Annotated in this window: 16 protein-coding genes; 8 read left to right on the forward strand and 8 right to left on the reverse strand. The window is 39.1% G+C overall.

What is annotated here, in order from left to right:
- Window positions 1-47 precede the first annotated feature (47 nt).
- The 4 genes from IV512_RS11145 (at window position 48) to IV512_RS11160 (ending at window position 4,925) form a co-directional block, all read left to right on the forward strand.
- Entirely contained in the window at window positions 48-1,868 is a 1,821-nt protein-coding gene (locus IV512_RS11145; protein ID WP_100871752.1) for a PspC domain-containing protein, read from the forward strand.
- Between the two features lie 135 nt (window positions 1,869-2,003).
- On the forward strand, window positions 2,004-2,735 hold the full coding sequence (locus tag IV512_RS11150) for a head GIN domain-containing protein (RefSeq protein ID WP_209403340.1): 732 nt from the start codon (window positions 2,004-2,006) through the stop codon (window positions 2,733-2,735).
- Between the two features lie 124 nt (window positions 2,736-2,859).
- Window positions 2,860-3,870: a dipeptide epimerase gene (locus IV512_RS11155; RefSeq protein ID WP_209403342.1), complete on the forward strand. Its 1,011-nt coding sequence runs from the start codon at window positions 2,860-2,862 to the stop codon at window positions 3,868-3,870.
- Entirely contained in the window at window positions 3,870-4,925 is a 1,056-nt protein-coding gene (locus IV512_RS11160; RefSeq protein WP_209403344.1) for an aminotransferase class I/II-fold pyridoxal phosphate-dependent enzyme, read from the forward strand. Before IV512_RS11155 ends, IV512_RS11160 begins: the two co-directional genes overlap by 1 nt.
- 16 nt (window positions 4,926-4,941) lie before the next feature.
- Here the strand turns inward: IV512_RS11160 and IV512_RS11165 are convergent, their stop codons facing one another.
- Together IV512_RS11165 and IV512_RS11170 are read right to left on the reverse strand one after the other, a co-directional pair.
- Complete coding sequence (locus IV512_RS11165; RefSeq protein WP_209403346.1) at window positions 4,942-6,411, reverse strand: SusD/RagB family nutrient-binding outer membrane lipoprotein; 1,470 nt, start codon at window positions 6,409-6,411, stop codon at window positions 4,942-4,944.
- Window positions 6,412-6,423: 12 nt separating this feature from the next.
- The gene (locus IV512_RS11170) at window positions 6,424-9,576 is read right to left on the reverse strand and encodes a SusC/RagA family TonB-linked outer membrane protein (RefSeq protein WP_209403349.1); all 3,153 of its coding nucleotides are present in this window, start codon (window positions 9,574-9,576) and stop codon (window positions 6,424-6,426) included.
- Between the two features lie 269 nt (window positions 9,577-9,845).
- Here IV512_RS11170 and IV512_RS11175 point away from each other — a divergent pair, with 269 nt between their 5' ends.
- Window positions 9,846-10,295: a hypothetical protein gene (locus IV512_RS11175; protein ID WP_209403351.1), complete on the forward strand. Its 450-nt coding sequence runs from the start codon at window positions 9,846-9,848 to the stop codon at window positions 10,293-10,295.
- Window positions 10,296-10,359: 64 nt separating this feature from the next.
- Here IV512_RS11175 and trxB read toward each other — a convergent pair whose 3' ends face one another.
- Window positions 10,360-11,325, reverse strand: a complete 966-nt coding sequence (trxB, locus tag IV512_RS11180) for a thioredoxin-disulfide reductase (protein ID WP_209403353.1) — start codon at window positions 11,323-11,325, stop codon at window positions 10,360-10,362.
- A 258-nt stretch (window positions 11,326-11,583) separates the two neighbouring features.
- On the opposite strand from trxB, the gene IV512_RS11185 reads away from it, so the two are divergent.
- Together IV512_RS11185 and IV512_RS11190 are read left to right on the forward strand one after the other, a co-directional pair.
- Window positions 11,584-12,279 carry a LytTR family DNA-binding domain-containing protein gene (locus IV512_RS11185; protein WP_209403355.1) on the forward strand — a complete coding sequence of 232 codons (696 nt, stop codon included), beginning with the start codon at window positions 11,584-11,586 and terminating at the stop codon, window positions 12,277-12,279.
- A gap of 247 nt (window positions 12,280-12,526) precedes the next feature.
- Window positions 12,527-13,231 (forward strand): LytTR family DNA-binding domain-containing protein, encoded by a 705-nt coding sequence (locus IV512_RS11190; RefSeq protein ID WP_209403356.1) that lies wholly within the window; start codon window positions 12,527-12,529, stop codon window positions 13,229-13,231.
- A 2-nt stretch (window positions 13,232-13,233) separates the two neighbouring features.
- Here the strand turns inward: IV512_RS11190 and galK are convergent, their stop codons facing one another.
- The 4 genes from galK to IV512_RS11210 are packed head-to-tail and all read right to left on the reverse strand — an operon-like array spanning window position 13,234 to window position 18,505.
- Window positions 13,234-14,379, reverse strand: coding sequence for a galactokinase (gene galK, locus IV512_RS11195; protein ID WP_209403359.1), 1,146 nt, complete (start codon window positions 14,377-14,379; stop codon window positions 13,234-13,236).
- Window positions 14,380-14,388: 9 nt separating this feature from the next.
- Entirely contained in the window at window positions 14,389-15,534 is a 1,146-nt protein-coding gene (locus IV512_RS11200) for a formylglycine-generating enzyme family protein (RefSeq protein WP_209403361.1), read from the reverse strand.
- A 30-nt stretch (window positions 15,535-15,564) separates the two neighbouring features.
- Window positions 15,565-17,109, reverse strand: a complete 1,545-nt coding sequence (locus tag IV512_RS11205) for an arylsulfatase (protein WP_245224754.1) — start codon at window positions 17,107-17,109, stop codon at window positions 15,565-15,567.
- A gap of 46 nt (window positions 17,110-17,155) precedes the next feature.
- Complete coding sequence (locus IV512_RS11210; RefSeq protein ID WP_209403365.1) at window positions 17,156-18,505, reverse strand: Gfo/Idh/MocA family protein; 1,350 nt, start codon at window positions 18,503-18,505, stop codon at window positions 17,156-17,158.
- 367 nt (window positions 18,506-18,872) lie between these two features.
- Between IV512_RS11210 and IV512_RS11215 the strand changes: the two genes are divergently transcribed.
- Window positions 18,873-20,141 carry a sugar MFS transporter gene (locus IV512_RS11215; RefSeq protein WP_209403367.1) on the forward strand — a complete coding sequence of 423 codons (1,269 nt, stop codon included), beginning with the start codon at window positions 18,873-18,875 and terminating at the stop codon, window positions 20,139-20,141.
- A gap of 61 nt (window positions 20,142-20,202) precedes the next feature.
- Here IV512_RS11215 and IV512_RS11220 read toward each other — a convergent pair whose 3' ends face one another.
- Window positions 20,203-21,645 carry a rubredoxin gene (locus IV512_RS11220; protein WP_209403369.1) on the reverse strand — a complete coding sequence of 481 codons (1,443 nt, stop codon included), beginning with the start codon at window positions 21,643-21,645 and terminating at the stop codon, window positions 20,203-20,205.
- Window positions 21,646-21,649 lie beyond the last annotated feature (4 nt).

A 21,649-nucleotide genomic window follows, 5' to 3' on the forward strand; every position in this document is an offset into this window, starting at 1 on the left:
CTGTAATTACTAACCACCTTAGATGCTCAGGATTAAAAAATAAGACAATGAACAAAACTGTAAATATTAATCTAGCCAATATGCTTTTTCATATCGATGAAGAGGCATTTAACAAAATGCAGCGCTATCTAGAGTCGGTAAAGCGTTCATTTGCCAACACTCCTGGTAGTGAAGAGATTTTGGCCGATATAGAAGCTCGAGTTGCCGAACTCTTTCACGAAAAACTTGAAAACGAACGTCAGGTCATTACCATAAAAGAAGTAGATGAGGTTATCTCTATTATGGGGCAACCAGAAGACTATATGGTCGATGAAGATATTTTTGAAGATGAGCCAAGCACCGGCAGCGGACATTCTCAAACCAAAAAGGCTAAGAAATTCTACCGCGATACTGAACAAAAGTATGTAGCCGGTGTTTCTTCAGGACTTGGTCATTACTTCAATATTGACCCGTTGTGGATTCGTTTACTCTGGATTATTTTGACTATTGGTTCGACCGGTGCCTTCATCATTATTTACGGCTTGCTTTGGCTATTGATTCCAGAAGCTAAAACAACCTCGCAAAAACTGGATATGCGGGGGGAGGATGTCAACATCAGCAATATAGAACGTAAGGTCAAGGAAGGCTTTGATGATGTTGCCCAAAAAATAAAGAACGTCGATTATGAGGGTGTAACCAATAAAGTAAAAAATGGTGGTAAATCGTTTTTCGACACTATTGGTGAAATCATCATGTTTCTCTTTAAGGTTTTCGGAAAGTTTATCGGTATCATACTCGTGATTATAGGCGCCGCCACTATCATCGGCATGTTTATCGGCATGCTCACCGTTGGTACTTTAGATTGGATTAATTTACCAGGAGTAGACGGGGTGATTCATAGTATAACAGGTGCACCGGTTTGGCTTCTCTCGATGCTATTTTTCTTTGTCATTGGTATTCCCTTCTTCTTTTTGCTCTATTTGGGGCTAAAGATATTGGTGAACAATCTTAAATCTATCGGTAACATAGCTAAGTTCTCGTTACTAGGGCTGTGGTTGATTTCCTTGATCGCACTAATCGTGCTCGGCATTAGGGAGGCGGCCTCGCACGCCTTTACAGGAAGTGTTACTGAAGAAAACCCTATTTACTTTGAAAACAGTCAAGACACACTTAATATTCAATTGGTTTCTTCTGAATTTTACGATGATGGCGAACATGTTCGAATGAACGACATGATTATGTTATATGATGACAATGGAGACCCTATAATGCAATCTGAAGACGTACGTTTTAACATTAAGAAATCTAATGACACCATCGCCCGTATCTCGATTCGCAAAGAAGCCAACGGCCCCTCTTTTAAAGAAGCCCGAAATACAGCTGAAATCATAAGTTACGAATACAGTTTAAGAGGTAATACCTTAATGTTGAATAATTACCTTACGACCTCCGATAGCAATAAATTTCATGATCAAGAGGTCAGGGCGAACATCTATTTACCTGCAGGAAAAATTTTGAAATACGACCCTTCAAATCGACGTAACTGGTTGATACGCTCTGAAAAAGATATAGATATCGATGAGCCTGAAAATTACATCTGGAAAATGGGTTTAGATGGGGAGTTGAAATGTCAAAACTGTCCGGAGGAGGTTGAAGAAGATGATGACGACGAAAACAGGATTCGAATTAATGAAGATGGAATAGATATTAATATCAAAGATGACAACGGAGAGTCTTTTGAAATGAAAATTGGCAATGACCAAGTTCGTATCAAAGCCAATGACGAAGAAGATAACGTTGATATTAACATCGATGGCAGCAGTAACACGGTCAAAATAAAAGCGAAGGATGGTGACAAGACAATGACCAAAACAATAACTCAAGACTAAAATTACGATTCAGGTATAAAATCGTACAGGTCGGTAACAAAAATTAAAGTAATTCGTCGTTATAGAACACTTTTACATTGTAATTCAAAACAACAGCATCAACAAAAACAATCATCAATCAAAAAACGAACAATCATGACAACACTAGTTAGAGTAGCAATAGCTTTTATAGTAGCAATTTTTCTTTCCTCATGCGGCTTTGATATTAACATCGGAGATTTTGGCACCGGTAAACCCGGTAATGGTACCGTTGTAAAAGAAAGCCGAAAAGTATCCGGTGATTTTACTGAAGTCTCAGCATCTGAGGGCTTGGCCGTATTTGTAACGCAGGATGACAACTATAAGATAGAAGTTGAAGGTGATGAGAACATTATAGACCTTATCGCAACCGATATTAAAGATGGTAAACTTCGTATTCACGCTGAAGAGAATATCGGTAGGGCAACTAAAAACATATACGTTTCCCTTCCTGAAATTTCTAGGCTGAAAGGTTCTAGCGGCTCACAGCTTAAAACTGAAAATGAGATTAAGAGTAATACGTTGGAAATTGATGGAAGCAGTGGTGCGCAACTTTACGTAGATTTGAAATCAAAATCGGTAGAAATAGACGCCAGTAGCGGCGCTAACCTAAATATTTCAGGTCAAACGGTTCACGCTGATATCGATGTAAGTTCGGGTGGAAACATCAATGCAAAAGAATTGCAAACTAAAACTTGTGATGCCGACGCCAGTAGTGGTGGCAACGTAAAAGTTAAAGTTTCAGAATCGTTAACCGCAGATGCAAGTAGCGGTGGTAATATTTCATATTCTGGTGAACCCAATGTTTCTAAGAAAAAATCAGTTTCCGGAAGTGTTCATCAATATTAATGCGAACCCACATTAAAATCATTTGACCTGCTAACTTTAACAGGTCTTTATATTTAAAAAAAGCTGATTTCAGATTCTCACGGTCGCAACGGTCTTTATATCTTCGTACAAACTAAACTTCAGTATGCGATTGACCCTAAAAAAATATGTGCTTGCGCTAAAACACACCTTTAGTATTTCACGCGAATCGCACGATTATCAAAACACCCTTATCGTAGGCTTTTCTTTAGGTGATAGTACCGGTTACGGAGAAAGCACCTCGAACCCTTATTACAAAATTTCCATTGAAAGCATGATGGCAGAAATCAATGCTATTCGTGCTGACATCGAGTCGTTCGATTTTGACAGGCCTGAGGAGTTTCATAAATTTTTGGTCGAAAAGAATTTATCCAATTTCGCCATATGCGCTTTAGACCTTGCCGCTTGGGATTTGTATGGAAAATTAAAAGGTAAGCCTCTCTATGACGTTTGGGGAACATCCAAAGAAAATTATCCGATTACAAATTATACCATTGGTATTGCACCGGTCGATAAAATGGTCGCTAAGATGCAAGAGATGCCATGGCCCATTTATAAAATAAAATTGGGCACTGAAGACGATGTTGCAATAGTAAAAGAATTGAGAAGGCACACCGATGCCATTTTTCGCATCGATGCCAATTGCGCTTGGTCCGCGGAAGAAACCATACTTAATGCCCCCTTACTTAAAGATTTGGGTGTTGAATTTCTTGAACAACCCTTACATGCTGAAGATTGGGAGGGTATGGAGAAAGTAATGCACGCTAGTGTCTTACCCGTAGTGGCCGATGAAAGTTGTATTGTTGAAGCGGATGTGGAAAAATGCGGACTTCATTTTAATGGCATCAATATTAAACTGACCAAATGTGGGGGCTTGACCCCTGCCCTACGTATGATAAAAAAGGGAAAAAGCATGGGAATGAAGGTTATGGTCGGCTGTATGACCGAATCTACCGTTGGTATTTCTGCCATAGCCCAGCTATTGCCACAATTGGATTATGTTGATATGGATGGCCCCCTACTGCTTAAAGAAGATATAGCAAATGGGGTTCAAATTTTAAAGAATGGTATGCTTATTTTCCCTGAAATAGGAGGATCTGGTGTAACTTTGAGGTAATGGCCTATACAATTGATTCGTTTCCGGGAAGAAAAGTTAATGTAAAAGGAGAGCCCCATCTCTACTTTGGGGGCACGTCGTACTTGGGCCTACAGACCGATGATGAATTTCAAGATATATTCATAAATAATATTAAACGCTACGGCACCAATTATGGAGCCAGTAGAAAATCGAATCTTCAAATTGCTGTATTTGAAGAAACGGAACATTATCTAACGGACATGGTAGGCTGCGAATCGACCTTGACCCTTTCATCTGGTTATTTAGCAGGTCAATTTGTCTCTCAAGCTTTTCATGACAAACACCATCAACTGTTCTATGCGCCGAATACCCATGCAGCACTTTATCAGGCGAAAATAAGACCCTATACCACCTTTACCGCCCTAAACATTGCAGTGAGAGAGCACCTCAATTCGAACGAGAAAAGTAAAGCACCGGTCGTTTTCGTTGATGCCATTGATTTTTCCGGATGCAACTATCCGCATTTTGAGGCATTGCGTACCCTACCGCTCGACGAAATTATTCTGGTCGTTGATGATTCTCATGGTATCGGTATAGTGGGCGAAGATGGTGGTGGAGTCTTTAAGAGTCTCTCACAATTTAATATAAAAGAACTTTTAGTCTGTTGCTCATTGGGTAAGGGCTTTGCCATTCAGGCAGGGGCCATCTTCGGAACCAATAAAAGAATAGAACGACTGAAGGATACCGCGTTTTTCGGTGGCGCAAGCCCTGCTGCACCAGCGGCAATGGCTACTCTGCTTGAAGCAAGAGCGTTATACAAGGAAAAAAGAGCTCTACTAAATGAGCATATTCAACATTTTACCGATAAGCTAGAGCTTAAAAAAAAGTTCCATTTTATGGAGGCGCACCCTGCTTTCACCTTTTCAGATGTGCAACTCAGTGAATACTTAGAAGCTAATAGAATTATTGTAACCAATTTTCCATACCCCGATGAAGACGCGCAGATAATGAGCCGGATTATCTTGAGTGCCGGGCATAAAAAAAAGGATATCGACTACCTGTTAAAGTGTATCAATATCCTTCCTAAGATTTAAATTTAATTCAATCAACCTATCTATCCCACCAAACAGGTTCGATAGGTGATTTTTTATTCGCCAGTACATTTTCCGGATTTCTTGTTTCTTCCCTATCCGGGTATACTGCTCGAACGAACCATTCTCCAGAGAATTCTCCTTCATCACTATCTACAGGCAACTCTAAGTCCACAAAAACATCTGAAGAGAAATCATACCTTCGAAAATCAACAAATGTCTCTGGGTTCAAAAAGTTGGCAATATATTTTTCCTTCATAATATGATTGAGCATTAGATTCGTTTCACCTACAGCAATCGCTCCATCGGTCAAATATATAGACCCATCAACACCTAATTTCTCCATATTGGCCTGAATGCCTTCTATATAGGCTGTATATGCATCAATTGTAGATCCAGTGCTAGTTGGTGTACCACCGTTAATTAAAAACTCTGCCTCAGCTCGTATAAATTGGGCTTCAGCATAAGATATGATAACTATTGGCGAATCTAATGAAGTATAAAAGCCAGAATCGGAAAAATCGGTATTGGCATCTTCACCATCTGATGATGCGCCATCTCCTCCACTAACATATCCTCTAAACGGGTCTCCTTCTTCCCCTTCATTGTCTGCATACTCAGGGAGTCTAGGATCAATAACTAAATCAGGGTTTGTGAAGGGGTATGAACTACCATTCATGTAACTTACTAGTTGATCACCTACTTTATCATGAACATTACCAGTATTAGGTGAAAGCACTTCTCGTGAGTGCCAAGGATTAAGGTTTCTTTCTTCAAAAAAGATTTCAAAATCATCATCATTTGATGTGAAGCCATTTTCCAAAAAAGTCAGCGACCTATTAGCGGCATCCAATCCGTCAACTTCCGTTAAATGTAAGGCGTACCTAGCTTTTAACGTATATGCCGCACGCAACCATTGTTCAGAATCACCACCGTAGACGATATCACCCGTTCCAGGTAAAAACTCTGAAGCATTTGAAACGCTTAGTTCTTGAATAGCTTCGTCTAAAAGACTATTAACACTAGAATAAATTGATTCTTGTGAATCAAAAGCAGGCTTAAGGTTATCAGACCCAAATGAGGCTTGGCTATAGGGTATGGCACCATAACTGTCGGTACCCAGACCTAGATTAATTGCTACTAGAACTTTCGCAATACCACTAAAATGATTTGAATTGGTTTCTTCTGCTTTTGACAAAATGGTATTCAAGTTAGGCAAGGCGTACAAATAAATTTCACTCCATGCCGAAGTAATCGAAGTTAGACCAATTGTGGTTCCACCTTGACCGGTAAAATATTGTGTATAGTTTCCGAAACTTCGTTCTGCCCAGTATTGTGCCATTACCGTATGATAAATAGCAGGACCCAAGAGATCGTTCATTCGCAATTGTTCTTCAGTAGCAGAACCTGTGGGCACGTTTACGTCAAAATAATCGTCACTACAGCCAATTAATAAAAAGGCGAATATTAATATTGTATATTTTTTCATCTTACTATGTTATTAAAATTCAAGACTTAGGCCCAAAGAGTAATTTTGCGTTAAAGGGGTCGTGAGACCAGTAAAACCGTAAATATTGCTTCCTGCACTAAACTGGTTGCTCTCTGGATCAAAACCGTCAAATGGAGTCCAAAGAATAATATTGTTGGCATTCACGTTTACCGCTAATTTGGTTACACCGATGCGGTCTAAAAACTTTTTTGGTAAATCGTACGAAAGGGCTACTGTTCTTAATTTAACCCAAGAACCATCTTGTAATAGCACTTCAGAAGCAGCATTATACACCGATGCACTTCTATAAAAATTATCCGCAGTAATAATCGTTTCTGTCGTATTCGGTACGAACCCATTAGATCCATCTGACATTACCCCTTCTAGAACCTTTGGCATATCTCTAAATTCGGTTATTGCGAGATTACCGTTTCTGATAGAGTTTCTTAATCCTCTGTCATATAAATCTCCCCCTGCCTTATATTCTACAAGAAAATTAAGTCCTACATTCTTATACTTAAAATAGTTAGACATAGATAGAACATAATCAGGGAATGCGTTACCTACCTTTACCTTTGCATTTTCACCTTCAAAATAATAGCCAGAGTTTTCAGATCCGGTAACTACCCAATTACCTTCTGCATCAACAAAACGCTGCCCGTCTGGAGCGGTCTGAAAAACCCAGCCATATAAAGTTCCCAAAGCGTCACCTACTTTGGCTTTTCCCGTTATCCAATCATCGAAAAACACAATCTCATCTAAATCCTCTGGAATTGCTGTAACTTCGCCTCCTGTGGTAGAGAAATTAACTATAGACTCCCAATTGAAGTTGTCTTGCTTAACAATTTTTGCACTTAATAAAAGCTCGTGACCCCAAGTTTCATAATCGCCCGCATTTCTAATTACACTTGACAGCCCTGAAGAATAAGCTGAGCCTACCGGAAAAATTTGATCTTCTACCTTGGTGTTGTAATACGAATAGTCTACTCGTATACGATTGTCCCAAAATCGTAAATCCGTACCAATTTCTAGAGTGTTGTTCCTTTCTGGAATAAGGTCTGGATCCCCAAACTGGGTACTTGCCCTAAACCCTCCTGCACCACTAAATGGAAAGTCGTTGTCTTTTATAAAATATTGACCTATTTGCCCAAAATTGGGACCTTTGCCTACTTGGGCCCATGACCCCCTCAATTTCCCAAAAGTTAAAAAATCGCCAGCGGGGTCAATAAGATCATTAAATACATATGAAAGGCTTACCGAAGGATAAAAGAATGAGCGGTTTTGTGAAGGCATTACAGATATCCAATCATTGCGACCTGTTACCGATAAGAACAAAACATCTTTGTATTCAAATCTCAAATCACCAAAAACCCCGATGTTTCTCAATTGGGTAACGGTTTTATCTCCAAAAAGATTTGTGGTATTACTTATTTCCCTAATATCAGGTATATTGAGGCCTTCCCCTCTAATATACGCATAGTCTGTCTTAGTATCAGACAATTGATGTCCTGCAGTCAATGTAGTTGAAAAATCATCTGAAAAGTCTTTTGTAAAAGTAGCCAATAGGTTAGATTCAATTCCAGTGAAGTTGATGTTCTCATTTACCAAAAAACCACCAACCTGAGAACCAGCATCAACATCAGGCGGTACAAAACGATTACGTAGGTCTGAATAATTATCTACTTGTACAGCGTAGGAAATATTGGCCCATTCTGCTGGTTTCCAGTTCAAGGTTATATTACCGACCCAACGGTTAACATTATCCTCCAAATTGCTCATTTCAGCAAGATATCTAGGGTTATCAGCGATTCCGTCTGAATAATTTTTCTCTGTTCCGTCGGGCAACAAATAATCGTTTATATCAAAGGTGGCCGCCCAATAAGAGAGAGAGCTATAAATCGACTTATCACCACCAGTACCCCTACTGCCACCAGAGTTAGTGTATGAAATGGATGAATTAATATTAAATTGGTCATTTACTTTATAACCTCCCTTAAATCTAAAATTTATTTTGTCATATGATGTGTTCGGTTCTATACCCTCATCGCTACTTCTTCCCGCAGATAAATAGTAATCTAATTTTTCTGTTGCTCCACTTAAGTTAAAATTAACTTGAGTATTTACTCCTGTTCTAAAAAAATCGTAGGGGCTGTAGAACCTATCATTACTCAAATCTATAACGGTACCATCTTCTAAGGTAAAAGAATCATCGGTGTACGGTACACCCCATGCATAAAATGAAAAACCAGCGTAATAGTTGTAGCCATTGGGCTGGCTAGGGTCTTCAACTGCTGGAATTCTAGTAGTTCTATGGCCCTCACGGTAGGTGGTTTGCAAAGTAGGTGTTTTGGTGACTTCTCTAACCGTAGTCGAGGCCGTAACACCTACTCGAACTTTACCTTGTTTTCCTTTTTTAGTAGTAATTACTATGGCTCCATTAGATGCCCTAATACCATATAAGGATGTAGCGGCTGCACCTTTTAAGACGTTAAAGCTTGCAATGTCTTCAGGGTTTATATCTCCGGCCCTATTAGAAAAGGCAAATTGCTCTGAGCTACCTGTAGCATTCGAACCGGCACTAGGCAATACATTACCCGCGAAAGTATCGTTATTCAGAGCTATACCATCAACTATTATCAAAGGTTGATTATCACGACCTGGGTTAACAGAGGTTACACCACGAATTAAAATGTCTACACCGCCACCTGCCGAGCCAGACGTTCGATTAATTTGTACACCAGCGACCCTACCTTGTAAAGATTCTAATGGGTTTACCTGACCAGCCAAATTCAATTCATCGGCATCTACCTTTTGAACTGCATAACCCAAAGTTTTTGTCTCTTTTTCAAGACCGAATGCAGTAACCACTACCTCATCTAATTGTGCCGAATCCTCTTCTAAACGAACATCGATGGTACTGCTACTTCCTATTGTTATTTGCTGTGATAACATTCCTAAATAGGAAAAAATCAAAACATCACCTGAACTCGCTTCTATCGAATAATCGCCATCAAAATTAGTCGTTGTGCCCCTACTGGTTCCGGAAACGACAATCGATGCCCCGGGTAAGGGCTCGCCGGTGTTATCTGAGACTTTTCCTGAAATGGCCTGGCCGAATGACACCGTAGTGCATAAGACTAGTAACACGAAAGTTATTTTCTTCATATTATTTAAGTTAATTAGTTTAACATAAAAATAACAAATACTTACATACGGTATATCCTCATCTGTAGAAATAGCGAATTCCCAAAATAGAATACATCAAATTATATTATGATGACAATCTGAAAAATCAAATTGAAAAATCATGAATAGCAAGGTATTCTTTCGAAAAGATAAAATCACAATTAATGCATGAAAATATTCACAAATTTGTAAAAATAATCGTATCTTATTAAAGTAAAATGATTATCAATCCTCTAAAACACTTGATTATGAAAAAACTATTCGGATTGGTTTTCTTGATGTTATTCTTGGTCTCTGCCACGATATATACATCTTCAAAACCTCAAAAGGCTGCTTCACTTGAGGGCACTTGGGAACTTATGAACCGTTACAATTGGGAAGATGGCAATGTCTCTGATACCATACCCAACACCAACGGATATCAACAAGTAAAAATTTATAGTAAGGGTAAGGTCATGTGGACTCGGTATTCACCTGACGACTCTAATGAGTGGTTCGGGTATGGCTCTTATACTACTACCGACGACGACCATTTAGAAGAGCGCCTAGAATACGGATCTAAAGTTATGATGAGCATTCAAGACACCATCGAAGTATTTAGGTTCGAGTTGCAGCTTGACAAAAATACCTATAGCCAAATCTCGGTAGACCAAGATGGCAATCGAACTTTTTCAGAAAATTACAGACGTATTGACTAAAGGCAAATAAAAAATCCGGTGATACCTGTATCACCGGATTTTCTGAAATTCAAAAATTACTTAATTAAACTACCGCCTTTTCGGTCTCAACGGTGGCCAAATACCTCTCGGCATCTAAAGCTGCCATACAACCGGTACCGGCAGCGGTTACTGCTTGACGGTACTCTTTGTCTTGCGCATCTCCACTAGCAAAGACTCCTGGTTTATTAGTCTTGGTAGATTTTCCCTTAGTTATGATATAACCGGTCTCATCCATATCTAATTGACCTTTAAAAATATCGGTATTCGGTTTATGGCCGATAGCAATAAAAAGTCCGGTGATAGCAATATCTTCTTTTTCGCCTGTTTGATTATTCACCATACGAAGACCTTCGACAACTTGATCACCTAGAACCTCATCTACCTCTGTATTATATCTAATTTCAATATTATCCAAACTGGTGACTCGGTGCTGCATAGCCTTTGAAGCCCTCATATAATCTTTACGAACCAGCATGGTAACCTTATTGCAAATATTAGCTAGGTATGAAGCTTCTTCGGCGGCCGTATCTCCCGCTCCGACAATAGCCACATCTTGACCTTTATAAAAGAAACCATCACAGACCGCACAGGCTGAAACTCCGCCCCCCCTTAAACGTTGCTCGCTAGGTATATTCAAATATTTTGCTGAAGCTCCTGTAGAAATAATTACGGTTTCTGCCTCAATAACTTTACTATCGTCTATTGTTAATTTATGAATACCCCCGATCTCATCGCTAAGTTCTGCAGAGGTTACCATACCAATTCTAACTTCTGTGCCAAAACGCTCAGCTTGTTGCTGAAGTTGAACCATCATGGTCGGCCCATCAATACCCTCAGGATATCCTGGAAAGTTGTCTACCTCGGTGGTAGTTGTCAACTGCCCCCCTGGTTCCATTCCGGTATAAAGCAAGGGTTTCAAGTCTGCTCGTGAAGCATAAATTGCAGCTGTGTAGCCTGCAGGTCCTGACCCTACAATCAACGTTTTAACTCTTTCTATCTTCTCTGCCATAATCGAATACTCATTTAAAATAATTAAAAAACAAATGTAACTTTTTTGAAAAAAGCATCAGTCAAAAATCATAAAAAGTTATAGCCCTTAGTCGATACATAAACCATATGCTTACAATAAATAGCGTGCCTTTGTAGGTGAGTTTTCGTAACCCACTCGTAGCTTTATAAGAATGGAAATAAATCATAAAAATATGTTAAAATAAAACTCTTGATGTACGTTTTCGTATGTACTAAGTGAACCACCAATTACACTATTATGAACACTGAAAAAGTACGAACGGCAATTATCGATGCCTCTGACAGCCATAGGCGTAATCTTGCGAACTTGGTAGAAAATAATTCTAATTTACTTTTAACTGCTTGTTACAGAAATGCCATTCAGGCCAAGAAAGAAAAGGTTGAATTAAAATCAAGTCTTATTTTTTTGGATGTTGAGATGCCGTTAATAACCGGATTCGATCTTTTAGAATCTTTCGAAGAGAGACCTGAAGTTGTACTTTTAAGCGACAAACCCGATTATGCTCTTAAAGCTTTTGAATACAACGTTACCGATTACCTTTTAAAACCACTCGAAATGAAACGTTTTGAGATAGCGGTACAAAAGTCGTTGAATAACATAAAATTACAATTAGATTCAAAGGCTCATGACCACTTTTTTGTAAAAAGTAACTTCAGAAAAGTCAAAATCAATTATTGCGATATAAAATGGATAGAGGCTCTTGGCGACTATATTAAACTAGTAACCAAAAAATCTAACCATGTAGTATTAAGCTCTATGAAAGCTTTTGAAAAACAATTACCTACCGAACAATTTGTGAGAATTCATAAATCATATATTATTAATCTAAATAGAGTAGAAAAGCTTAACCATTCGATTGTTGAAGTAGATGGAAAGAGTATGCCCATAAGTCGAAATAGAAAGACGAACTTAATGGATGCCCTAGGCCTTTAACCATTTTGTTTGCTTGTTCAGGACAAATTTTAAGTCTTAATAATTAAGATCTCGTTCAATACTAAATATGCAAGATTTCATATGAGGTTCTAATTCGTGCAGATTATTTTAAAAGTTTATAAACCTTTATATTTGTTATTCGAATGGCGAACCTAAAGTCGAAATGGTCGACTTAAAACTATTTTTTCGCATTCTATCTTTCAAGGTATCAGAATTTGACATTTACTCCCCCAAATAAATAATTAACATGAGTAATTCGACTTTAAAATGCGTAGTCATAGACGATTCTAAAATGCAGCGAACAGCTGTTTCAAAACTCATAAGAGACCATAAAGATCTCTCTTTAATGGCGGATTATGAAAATGGAATCAAGGCTCAAAAAGGTCTTGTGAACCAGCAAGTAGATTTACTATTTCTTGATATAGAAATGCCGGTCATCAATGGCTTTCAATTTATGGAATCTCTTGAAGATAGACCTCAGGTAATTCTTATTACTTCTAAACCTGAGTATGCGATGCAAGCTTTTGACTACGATGTTACCGACTACCTCATGAAGCCTATAACTTCTGAACGCTTTAATAAATCGGTATTGAAAGCCTTATTAAGAAGCAGGGGAATAACCCATGAAGAAGAAGACCACATCTATGTAAATAGCAAATTAAAGAAGATAAAGGTCTTTATAAAAGATATTCAATGGATAGAAGGGTTGGGAGATTATTTAAAAATTATCACCGATAGCGAAACTCTTCTCGTATTAAGTACCATGAAAAGTTTTATGAATCAATTACCTGAAGATGAATTTTTACGTATTCATAAATCTTATATCATAAACTTGAATAGAGTAGAAAGATATAATAGTCAGCATGTAGAGTTATGTGGCAATCAAATACCTTTAAGTAGACATAAAAAAGCTGCACTTGAAGAAGCCTTGCTCAATGCTTCGGTAAATTAAAGTTAGTTTGAGCTAATTAATGATATGGCCGTTGTTCCTCCGCTAGGTTCTACTTTAAAAGGTTCTAAGTCAATATTAAATTTTTCTTTATAAGCCTTGGCCGCACTTTCTACAAAGTCGGAAACGGCATCGGCATGAACAATGTTCAATGTACAGCCACCAAAACCTCCTCCTGTTTGGCGAGCTCCTAGAACGGTGTGGAAAGATTTAGAAAAATTCACTAGAAAATCAGATTCAGGGCAACTTACTTCATACAATTTACTTATACCTTCATGAGCATCGTAAAGTAGGTCTCCCACTTTTTTGTGATCTTTTAGTCTAAGTGCATCTGCCATTTGAAGCACTCTTTGGTTTTCCGAAACTATAAAAGAACATCTATTGAAGACCTTTTGTGAAAGGTCGTTCTTACAATCTACAAGCATCTCTTGAGTCACCTCTCTCAAAGAATTAACTTTTGGGTATTTATTTTTGATTATAGACACCCCTTGTTCACATTCTTGTTTACGTACATTATACTCACTAGTCGCCAAATTATGCGACACCTTGGTATTCAACAAAATTATTTTATATGGATTTAGGTCTATAGGAATGTAATTACTTTCCAAACTTAAGCAATCCAACAAGATAACATGACCAGCTCGACTCATCACCGAAGCATATTGGTCCATAATTCCGCATTGGGTGCCGGCATAGGTATGTTCTGCAGTTTGAGAAAGTTGTACAATATCCAATTTAGATAAGCCCAAATCAAACAATTCGTTCAATCCATATGCCAAACCACATTCTAAAGCAGCAGAAGAACTTAAACCAGAACCTGTGGGCAAATTACTTTCTAATATGCAGTCAAAACCCTTAAGCTTATCGCTTCGCTTCAAAATCTCGTTTATTACTCCTAATATATAATTCTGCCATTCAACATTACTTCTTGCAATTCTATTTAAATTTAGCTCAAACCCAGTGTCAAATGTTTTACTGTATACGTTGCAAGTATCTTTTGAACCATTCTTTTGCAATTCGAAGGTGATGTTTTTTTCGATTGCCGTGGGCAACACGTAGCCCATATTGTAATCGGTATGCTCACCTATAAGGTTAATTCTACCTGGGGAAACGACTTTTAATTCGGATGTAAAATCCTTAATAAACTGCATACTAATTTTTTAATTGGGGGTTTCTTTGACCATATCAACCGTCGCTACGGTTCTAAAACCTAAATGCTCTAAAGAAGAATCTAAACTGGTGGCCATACGCGCCGAAACCCTATAGCTGGCGCAATAGGAAGCGTTACACAAAAAAGAGCCGCCTTTCATCACCTTTTCCCTAGCGTAGGGGTCGCGTTCATTATATGGTGAGCCTGCCCCTTGTGGATTTTTTAATATGTTATTACCTGCACTCACTTCATTATAGTATTTGGTATCGTACCAATCTGAGGTCCATTCCCAAACATTTCCTGCCATATCATAAAGTCCTAAACTATTCGGAGGATATGATTTTACGGGGGCCCGGTCTTCGTAACCATCTTTTTTGGTATTGGTTACAGGAAACTCACCTTCCCAAGTGTTGGCTTTTTTTTCTAATTCACTACCATCGTCACCCCAAAAATAAGTAGTGTTCGTATTTTCTCCCCTCGCCGCCAACTCCCATTCCGCCTCCGTTGGCAAACGTCGATTTGCCCATTCGCAATAGGCAAGCGCATCTTCATAAGCAATATGAACTACCGGGTAGTTATCTTTACCCTCAATACTACTTCCAGGACCATTCGGCTCCCTCCAATTCGCACCGATGGTCCATTTCCACCATTGTGAAAAATCGTAAAGATTTTGCACGGTACTCTCCGTTTTTTTAAAAGTTAAAGAACCGGGTTGCAAAATTGAATCATGAGGCTTTGGAGTGCCGCCCGGAAGTTGTTTTTTCATCTCTTCCCAATCGATTTCCCTTTCTGCAACCGTTGTATAACCTGAATCTTCGACAAACTTTTTGAACTCTGCATTGGTGACTTCCGTTGCATCGATAAAAAAGCCATCTATCGCTACTCTATGGGCAGGTTTCTCATGGGCCATAGCCTGCTGATCTTGAGCTACCGCACCCTTTTCAAATACCACCCCGGGCACCCAGACCATACCATCTGGAGCTGTTAAACTATCGGGTATATTTTCAATAACAGTTGTATCGACGACTATTTCTTCTTTCTTACTGACAACCTCAGATCGGCTCTCAGTATCGATGGTGTTCTTTTTTTGATCTTTGCAAGAAATCGTTAGTGAAATAATACCGTAGACCAGAAAAATTCGAGTGTAAATATGCATGTAAATTTTTAAAAATTCGGAATGGTAAATTTACTTATTATTGGCAATTAACCCACCTTCTATAGCCGGCATTTTAAAATGTTCCAATTCTGGAGTTTCTCTTTGCTCTTTAAAAATTTCAATTGCCCTATCAATAATTTCAGGATGTTGCTCAGCAACATTGTTCTGTTCTGTTGGGTCTTTTTTCAAATCGTACAATTCTAGTGTTGCCGGTTTGTTATTGGTTAGGTTTTGCCGAACCACTTTCCAATCACCTATACGAATCGCTATTTGACCTCCATAACTGGGAAACTCCCAATACATAAAATCATGTTCAACCTGCTCTCCCTCAGATATCATAGTGGGCAGTATACTTATGCCATCGGTATCATCAGGTAGTTCGTAACCGGCTACATCAGCAAAAGTTGCAAGCATGTCGTAGTGAGCAGATTGTAGGTCACTTTCGGTACCGGCCTGAATATGCTTTGGCCATGAAGCAATCATCGGCACACGAATACCCCCTTCGTATAAATACCCCTTGCCCCTACCATGGGTACCCTCAAAAGGTTTAGCACTCTCAAAAAATTCAGGGTCTGCACCCCCTGCGTAGCTTGGGCCATTGTCTGAAGTAAACACGATCAAAGTGTTCTCATAAAGGCCTTCGTCTTTCAACTGCTCAACCAATTTACCTATGTTTTCATCAAAATAAGATACCATAGCAGCATAGGCCGCATGGGGATTTTTATGAGGAAAATATCCTTTATCACCTAGGTAAGGTTCTTCAGCACCAAATTTCTCGATGTAATAATCTACCCAACGCTGCGGAGCTTGAAGCGCTACATGTGGTATCGGTGACGCCCAATATAAAAAGAAGGGTTTGTCACTACTTCTTTCTACAAAATTTGTGAGTTCTTCGAACATTAAGTCCGGTGCATAATCTGTTAAATTAAAATCGGCGTAACTTTCAATATCGTTAGGGTCCGCCCCCTCAGGCAGCTTGGTGTTGGGCGCAATCGTGTCATTGGCCAAAGGCACCCTATTTTCATTTTTATAAAGATGCAATGGGTAGTACGTATGGGCCTGTCTTTGACAGTTGAATCCATAGAAAAAATCAAAACCCATGGTAGTTGGTAAAGAATGGGTATGTGGCGCACCTAAGCCCCATTTACCCACCATTCCTGTTGTATAGCCTGCTTCTTTTAAGCGGTGGGCCATAGTAATTGTCGATTTCGGCATTGGGCCTTGACCTTCTAAAGTTGAGTCTTTAGCCATGGCCTTATAATTCCATACCTCACCTCGTTCTTTCCATTCCGAATTACTTCTAATATAAGCATGACCCGCATGTTTTCCGGTTAGCAACATATATCTCGCCGGAGCGCAAACCGGGGCGCTACTATAGTGCTGGGTAAACCTCATTCCCGATTTGGCCAAAGCATCGATGTTCGGGGTCTCTATTTTTTCTTGTCCAAAAACACCGATTTCCGCGTAGCCCAAATCATCGGCAAGAATGTAAATGATATTTGGTTTAGTGTTCGATTGAACCTTACTTTCAGTTTTTGGTGATTCTTTACATGACCAAAAAAGTGTCCCCGCCATAAGCAGGGACATTATTGATTTTATCGATAACATAAATACTGTTATTTTATATTACAGTTGTTTTACCAGGAGTTGGAATTTCGTACATTCCCTCGTCATTAGGCTGAACGGGTGCAGGAGAATCCCACGTCAGGTTTTCAGGAGCCAAAGCGAGGTTAGATTGCATGGCTTCATCCCATTTGATTACTTTACCGGAATAAGTTGCCATTCGACCGATTATAGCACTCATGGTACTTTTAGCTCCATTTTCTGCATCGGAAATTACTCCCCCGTTGCGAATCGACTCGAATAGTTTTACATGTTCGACTTGATATGGGTTCGGATCGTCTTTACCTCGGTGTTCAAAAATCGTTTGACCGCTCCAATCTTTTAAAGTGGCATTATCCCCTTCAGTGGAAACCGTTCCCTTTGTTCCCTGAAAAAATTCAGATACCCTACTCATAGTTTCAGGCTGATGTCGGCACTGACTTGCAATCACCGCCCCACTTGGGTAGGTAAACTCTACAAAATGGTGATCGTAAATTTCGCCGTGGTCTTTGCCGGTTCGAACCTGTCTACCGCCCATACCCTGCGCTGAAATCGGATATTCACCTATGAACCAGTTGGCAACATCGATATTGTGAATATGCTGCTCCAGAATATGATCGCCGCAAAGCCAGTTGAAGTAATACCAATTCCGCATTTGATACTCTAATTCGGTTTGGGTCGGCTGGCGCTCACGCACCCAGACGCCACCGCTATTCCAATACACTTGACCTGATACGATAGAACCAATGGCATCTTTTTTCAGGTGATCCATAGCGGCCAAGTAACTATCTTGATAATGACGCTGCAAACCTACCACTACATTCAATTTTTTCTCCTTTGCCATTTTTGCTGCCGCCAATACCTTTCTAACCCCGGGCACGTCTGTGGCTACAGGTTTTTCCATAAACACATGCTTATCATTATTTATGGCATACTCAAAATGTTGAGGACGAAAACCTGGAGGAGTTGCCAGAATGACCACGTCAGCCAAATCAATTGCTTTTTGAGCGGCATCAAAGCCCACGAACTGATTTTTCTCCTTCACGTTTACCTTTTTGGTTTCTCCCAAGGCTTTTGAAATATTCATCAGACTACTTTTCAAGCGGTCTTCAAATGCATCGGCCATGGCTACCAATTCTACGTTCTCGTCTGCATTAAGTGCCTGTACCGCGGCCCCGGTTCCGCGACCACCACAGCCCACCAAGGCTAACTTCAGCTTTTTGTCACCTAGAACATTTACCATTCCGTTCATTTGCAAATTGGGCAGAAGCATAGAACCACCAGTGAATAATGCGGTGTTTCTTACAAAATCTCTTCTAGAATTTTTTGTTGAAAAAGCTTCAGAGCTTTTCTTTTCTGATTTTTTCATTTCTTATTGTTATTTAGTTGAATTTGGTTTATTCTCAGCAAAGTTGTGAATATATAAATAATATCTTACTCTAACGTTTTCGTAATTGTGATTTTAACTGTTTTTAGCTAGACTATTATTTAACTATTCTAAGAACATAGCTTAATATCTAAGTACGAGAATTTTACGGAGATGTTTAAATGATTCTAACGGCTATCGATACAATTACTTTAACATTTCAGTGAAATTATTTTATCGGATAGATGCCTTTTTTTTTATCAATTACGGATTTTTGATTTATCTTTCGTTGCAATTTTCGCAAAAAAACATACCTAAACCCTAATATTCTGAAACAGAATACTTAAAACAATAAACCAAATTATAACAAATGGAAACATCACCAAAAGTATCGGCAAGTAATGCCAACAGACTCTTCTATGCAAGTTGCTTTGCATTGATTACTACGGCTTTCTCCTTTGCCATTGCCGCAGGAACTTTAGAACAATTAAAAACCGAATTAGCATTGAGCGCAAGCGAAGCGGGATTGATCTCTTCGATGTGGTTTTTAGGTTTTCCTATTTCTATGGTAATCGGTGGATTGATTTATCATAAAGTGGGTGGTAAAGCCATAATGCAATTTGCATTTTTTGCACATTCGATCGGTATTCTACTGTTAATATTCTCAGGTAGTTATATGGGCTTGCTAATAGCCAATTTACTAATTGGTTTAGGAAACGGGTGTACTGAAGCCGCCTGTAACCCTATGATTGCCGATGCCTATCAAGGTACTCGTATGAGTAAAATGATGAACCGCTTTCACATGTGGTTTCCCGGGGGTATTGCATTAGGCAGTTTACTATCTGGAGGAATGACCCAACTCGGAATTCTAGGACAGAATCAAGTATGGTTGCTTTTAATTCCTGCCCTTATTTATGCATTTTTATTCTTCGGTCAAACATGGCCAAAAGCCAAAGTAGAGGAAGCTGCAAGCTTATCGGGAAATTTAAAAGCGATGCTATCGCCTTTATTCATTTTCATGATTATCTGTATGGCCTTAACTGCCATTACCGAGTTTGGCCCGAACCAATGGGTAGGACTAATTTTATCAAGTAGTGGAGCGCACCCTATGTTGATTTTGGCGTTAACATCAGGTTTAATGGCGATTGCTCGATTCTTTGGGGGAGACATGGTCAACAGATTTGATCAGACCGGTGTTCTATTGGGATCTGCCGTATTGGCCTTGTTCGGCCTCTTTCTATTCAGTTCACAGACAGGAACAATGGCCTATGTAGCTGCAGTTTTCTTTGCCTTGGGTATTGCCTATTTTTGGCCCAACATGCTTGGTTTCATTGCTGATAAAATACCGAAAAGTGGTGCTTTAGGCCTTTCTATCATGGGTGCGGTAGGCATGTTCTCCTCTTCAATTTTTCAACCTATCATCGGAACTTGGATCGATAAAGATCAAGAGATGGCGGCAGCACAGGGTTTAGCTGGTGAAGAGTTGAAACTTGTTGCTGGTCAAGCCACAATTGGCACAATGACCATATTCCCCATAATTTTGATAGTACTTTTTACGATTCTATATTTCTGGGTACGCAACAATAAAGCCAAAAGCAGTGCTCAAGCCAATTCACAGGCGGAGACTACTGCCATGTAAAGTAAAGGAAATTCTATCAGTAAACGAAAAGCGGTTCCGTACTCGGAACCGTTTTTTTTGTTTACAATATCACCAATTCGGTTTTCTTGAATTGTGATTTCACCGCATCACACACGGGGCAGGTGTATGTTTCCGGTACTTCGGCAAATGGCGTTCCGGCCGAAATGCTTGCGGCAGCATCACCGTATTGGTCATCATAAACTGTGAGACAAGATGAGCATTGATAGATTGCACGAACGGTCTGTTCATCTTTAGTGGCTGTCGGTTTAGAGGCCGAAGCAATTTTTTCAGAACCCAATTGATCAAAATATTTTTTACTAAGTTCCATCAATAAACCTGGTAGTTCAATTTTATCAACGTCATGCGCAAAGGCTACATATTTTTGAATATTAGGATCAAAATTTTCAAAGTGAAGAACGTTATATGTAGGCCTAACCTCAAAATCTTTAACTATCGCAGGTGGTGCGTTCTTTTCTATCAAAACTGAGGCGAAATGTGATCTTTTGCCCACATCGTTACTGATTCCGAAAGTTAAACCATAGGTGCTTATATCGTTTTGATCAAAACTTCGAACCAAGAACTTCTTAAGTTCAAGAGCTTCGCTATCATCGACCGGCAAATGCCAATTCATTTCTAGCTGAGAATGCCGAACATTAATACCTCTCTGCCCCAGAAAACGCTCAAGCTCGGGTCGGGCAGACTTTTTTATGCCCTTGATGATAAAAGATTTCCACGGAGTGATACATATCTTACCAATACTATTATCAAGACAAAAACCACAGAATTCTTTCAAAAATTCAAGGTTGTAGTTGTTGTTTCGCCAATATAGGCCCAACCAATATTGATCAAGGCCCATTCTGTTCATGCCTTCGTAGTAAGGAAATTTTATGTAAGGTATTTCAAGTTCCTTATCTATCGTTCGACTATTGGCATCTAACTTTTTATTCAAAATAAACGCCAATTCTTCGACATCCGCTACATCCTCATATATATCTTCAATAGTTTTTGCGAACGTAGTAATATCCCAACTGTAAATTAGAACCGGGTAATACGCCGATTTTTCCCAATGTGGCAATTTTAGGTTTAGGTACCAATAATCTTCATTCTCGGAAGCTATAAAATTCAAGTTACCATTGAACAAAGGCACCAATCTTTGTTTTGGGTCGGTGATATTAATTTTTAGTTTAGGACTGTAATCAAAACCCTCTAAAATATAGAGGTAGGTAGAACCTTTTAACCAATGGGTCATCTCAAAAATATCGGCCGACACGTAAGATGAAACGATATTTTGAAAATTTCTGTTCGATTCAATTTCTACATTGAACTTAGAAATATTATCGAGTAACTTATCATCTTCACCTTTTAAGGGGAATAATAAATCTTGCCTTGAACCGAAAAAAACTTCTTTGAGGCCAACAGCTTCAAGCATGGCAATACAATCTTTAAGCTCCCCTGGGGAAGTAACCCCACCTTTAAGCATAATTCTATGTAAATTATCATTCATCTCT

Origin of the sequence: Pseudozobellia sp. WGM2, from assembly GCF_017810075.1 — a bacterium.
Taxonomy (GTDB): domain Bacteria; phylum Bacteroidota; class Bacteroidia; order Flavobacteriales; family Flavobacteriaceae; genus JADNYK01.

Excerpts from the sequence above, each read along its gene's own strand:
- IV512_RS11190 (WP_209403356.1), top strand. The coding sequence starts at position 12,527 with ATGAGTAATTCGACTTTAAAATGCGTAGTCATAGACGATTCTAAAATG.
- IV512_RS11220 (WP_209403369.1), bottom strand. The coding sequence starts at position 21,645 with ATGAATGATAATTTACATAGAATTATGCTTAAAGGTGGGGTTACTTCC.
- IV512_RS11185 (WP_209403355.1), top strand. The coding sequence starts at position 11,584 with ATGAACACTGAAAAAGTACGAACGGCAATTATCGATGCCTCTGACAGC.
- IV512_RS11200 (WP_209403361.1), bottom strand. The coding sequence starts at position 15,534 with ATGCATATTTACACTCGAATTTTTCTGGTCTACGGTATTATTTCACTA.
- IV512_RS11205 (WP_245224754.1), bottom strand. The coding sequence starts at position 17,109 with ATGGCGGGGACACTTTTTTGGTCATGTAAAGAATCACCAAAAACTGAA.
- trxB (WP_209403353.1), bottom strand. The coding sequence starts at position 11,325 with ATGGCAGAGAAGATAGAAAGAGTTAAAACGTTGATTGTAGGGTCAGGA.
- galK (WP_209403359.1), bottom strand. The coding sequence starts at position 14,379 with ATGCAGTTTATTAAGGATTTTACATCCGAATTAAAAGTCGTTTCCCCA.
- IV512_RS11215 (WP_209403367.1), top strand. The coding sequence starts at position 18,873 with ATGGAAACATCACCAAAAGTATCGGCAAGTAATGCCAACAGACTCTTC.
- IV512_RS11160 (WP_209403344.1), top strand. The coding sequence starts at position 3,870 with ATGGCCTATACAATTGATTCGTTTCCGGGAAGAAAAGTTAATGTAAAA.
- IV512_RS11210 (WP_209403365.1), bottom strand. The coding sequence starts at position 18,505 with ATGAAAAAATCAGAAAAGAAAAGCTCTGAAGCTTTTTCAACAAAAAAT.
- IV512_RS11155 (WP_209403342.1), top strand. The coding sequence starts at position 2,860 with ATGCGATTGACCCTAAAAAAATATGTGCTTGCGCTAAAACACACCTTT.
- IV512_RS11150 (WP_209403340.1), top strand. The coding sequence starts at position 2,004 with ATGACAACACTAGTTAGAGTAGCAATAGCTTTTATAGTAGCAATTTTT.
- IV512_RS11145 (WP_100871752.1), top strand. The coding sequence starts at position 48 with ATGAACAAAACTGTAAATATTAATCTAGCCAATATGCTTTTTCATATC.
- IV512_RS11165 (WP_209403346.1), bottom strand. The coding sequence starts at position 6,411 with ATGAAAAAATATACAATATTAATATTCGCCTTTTTATTAATTGGCTGT.
- IV512_RS11170 (WP_209403349.1), bottom strand. The coding sequence starts at position 9,576 with ATGAAGAAAATAACTTTCGTGTTACTAGTCTTATGCACTACGGTGTCA.
- IV512_RS11175 (WP_209403351.1), top strand. The coding sequence starts at position 9,846 with ATGAAAAAACTATTCGGATTGGTTTTCTTGATGTTATTCTTGGTCTCT.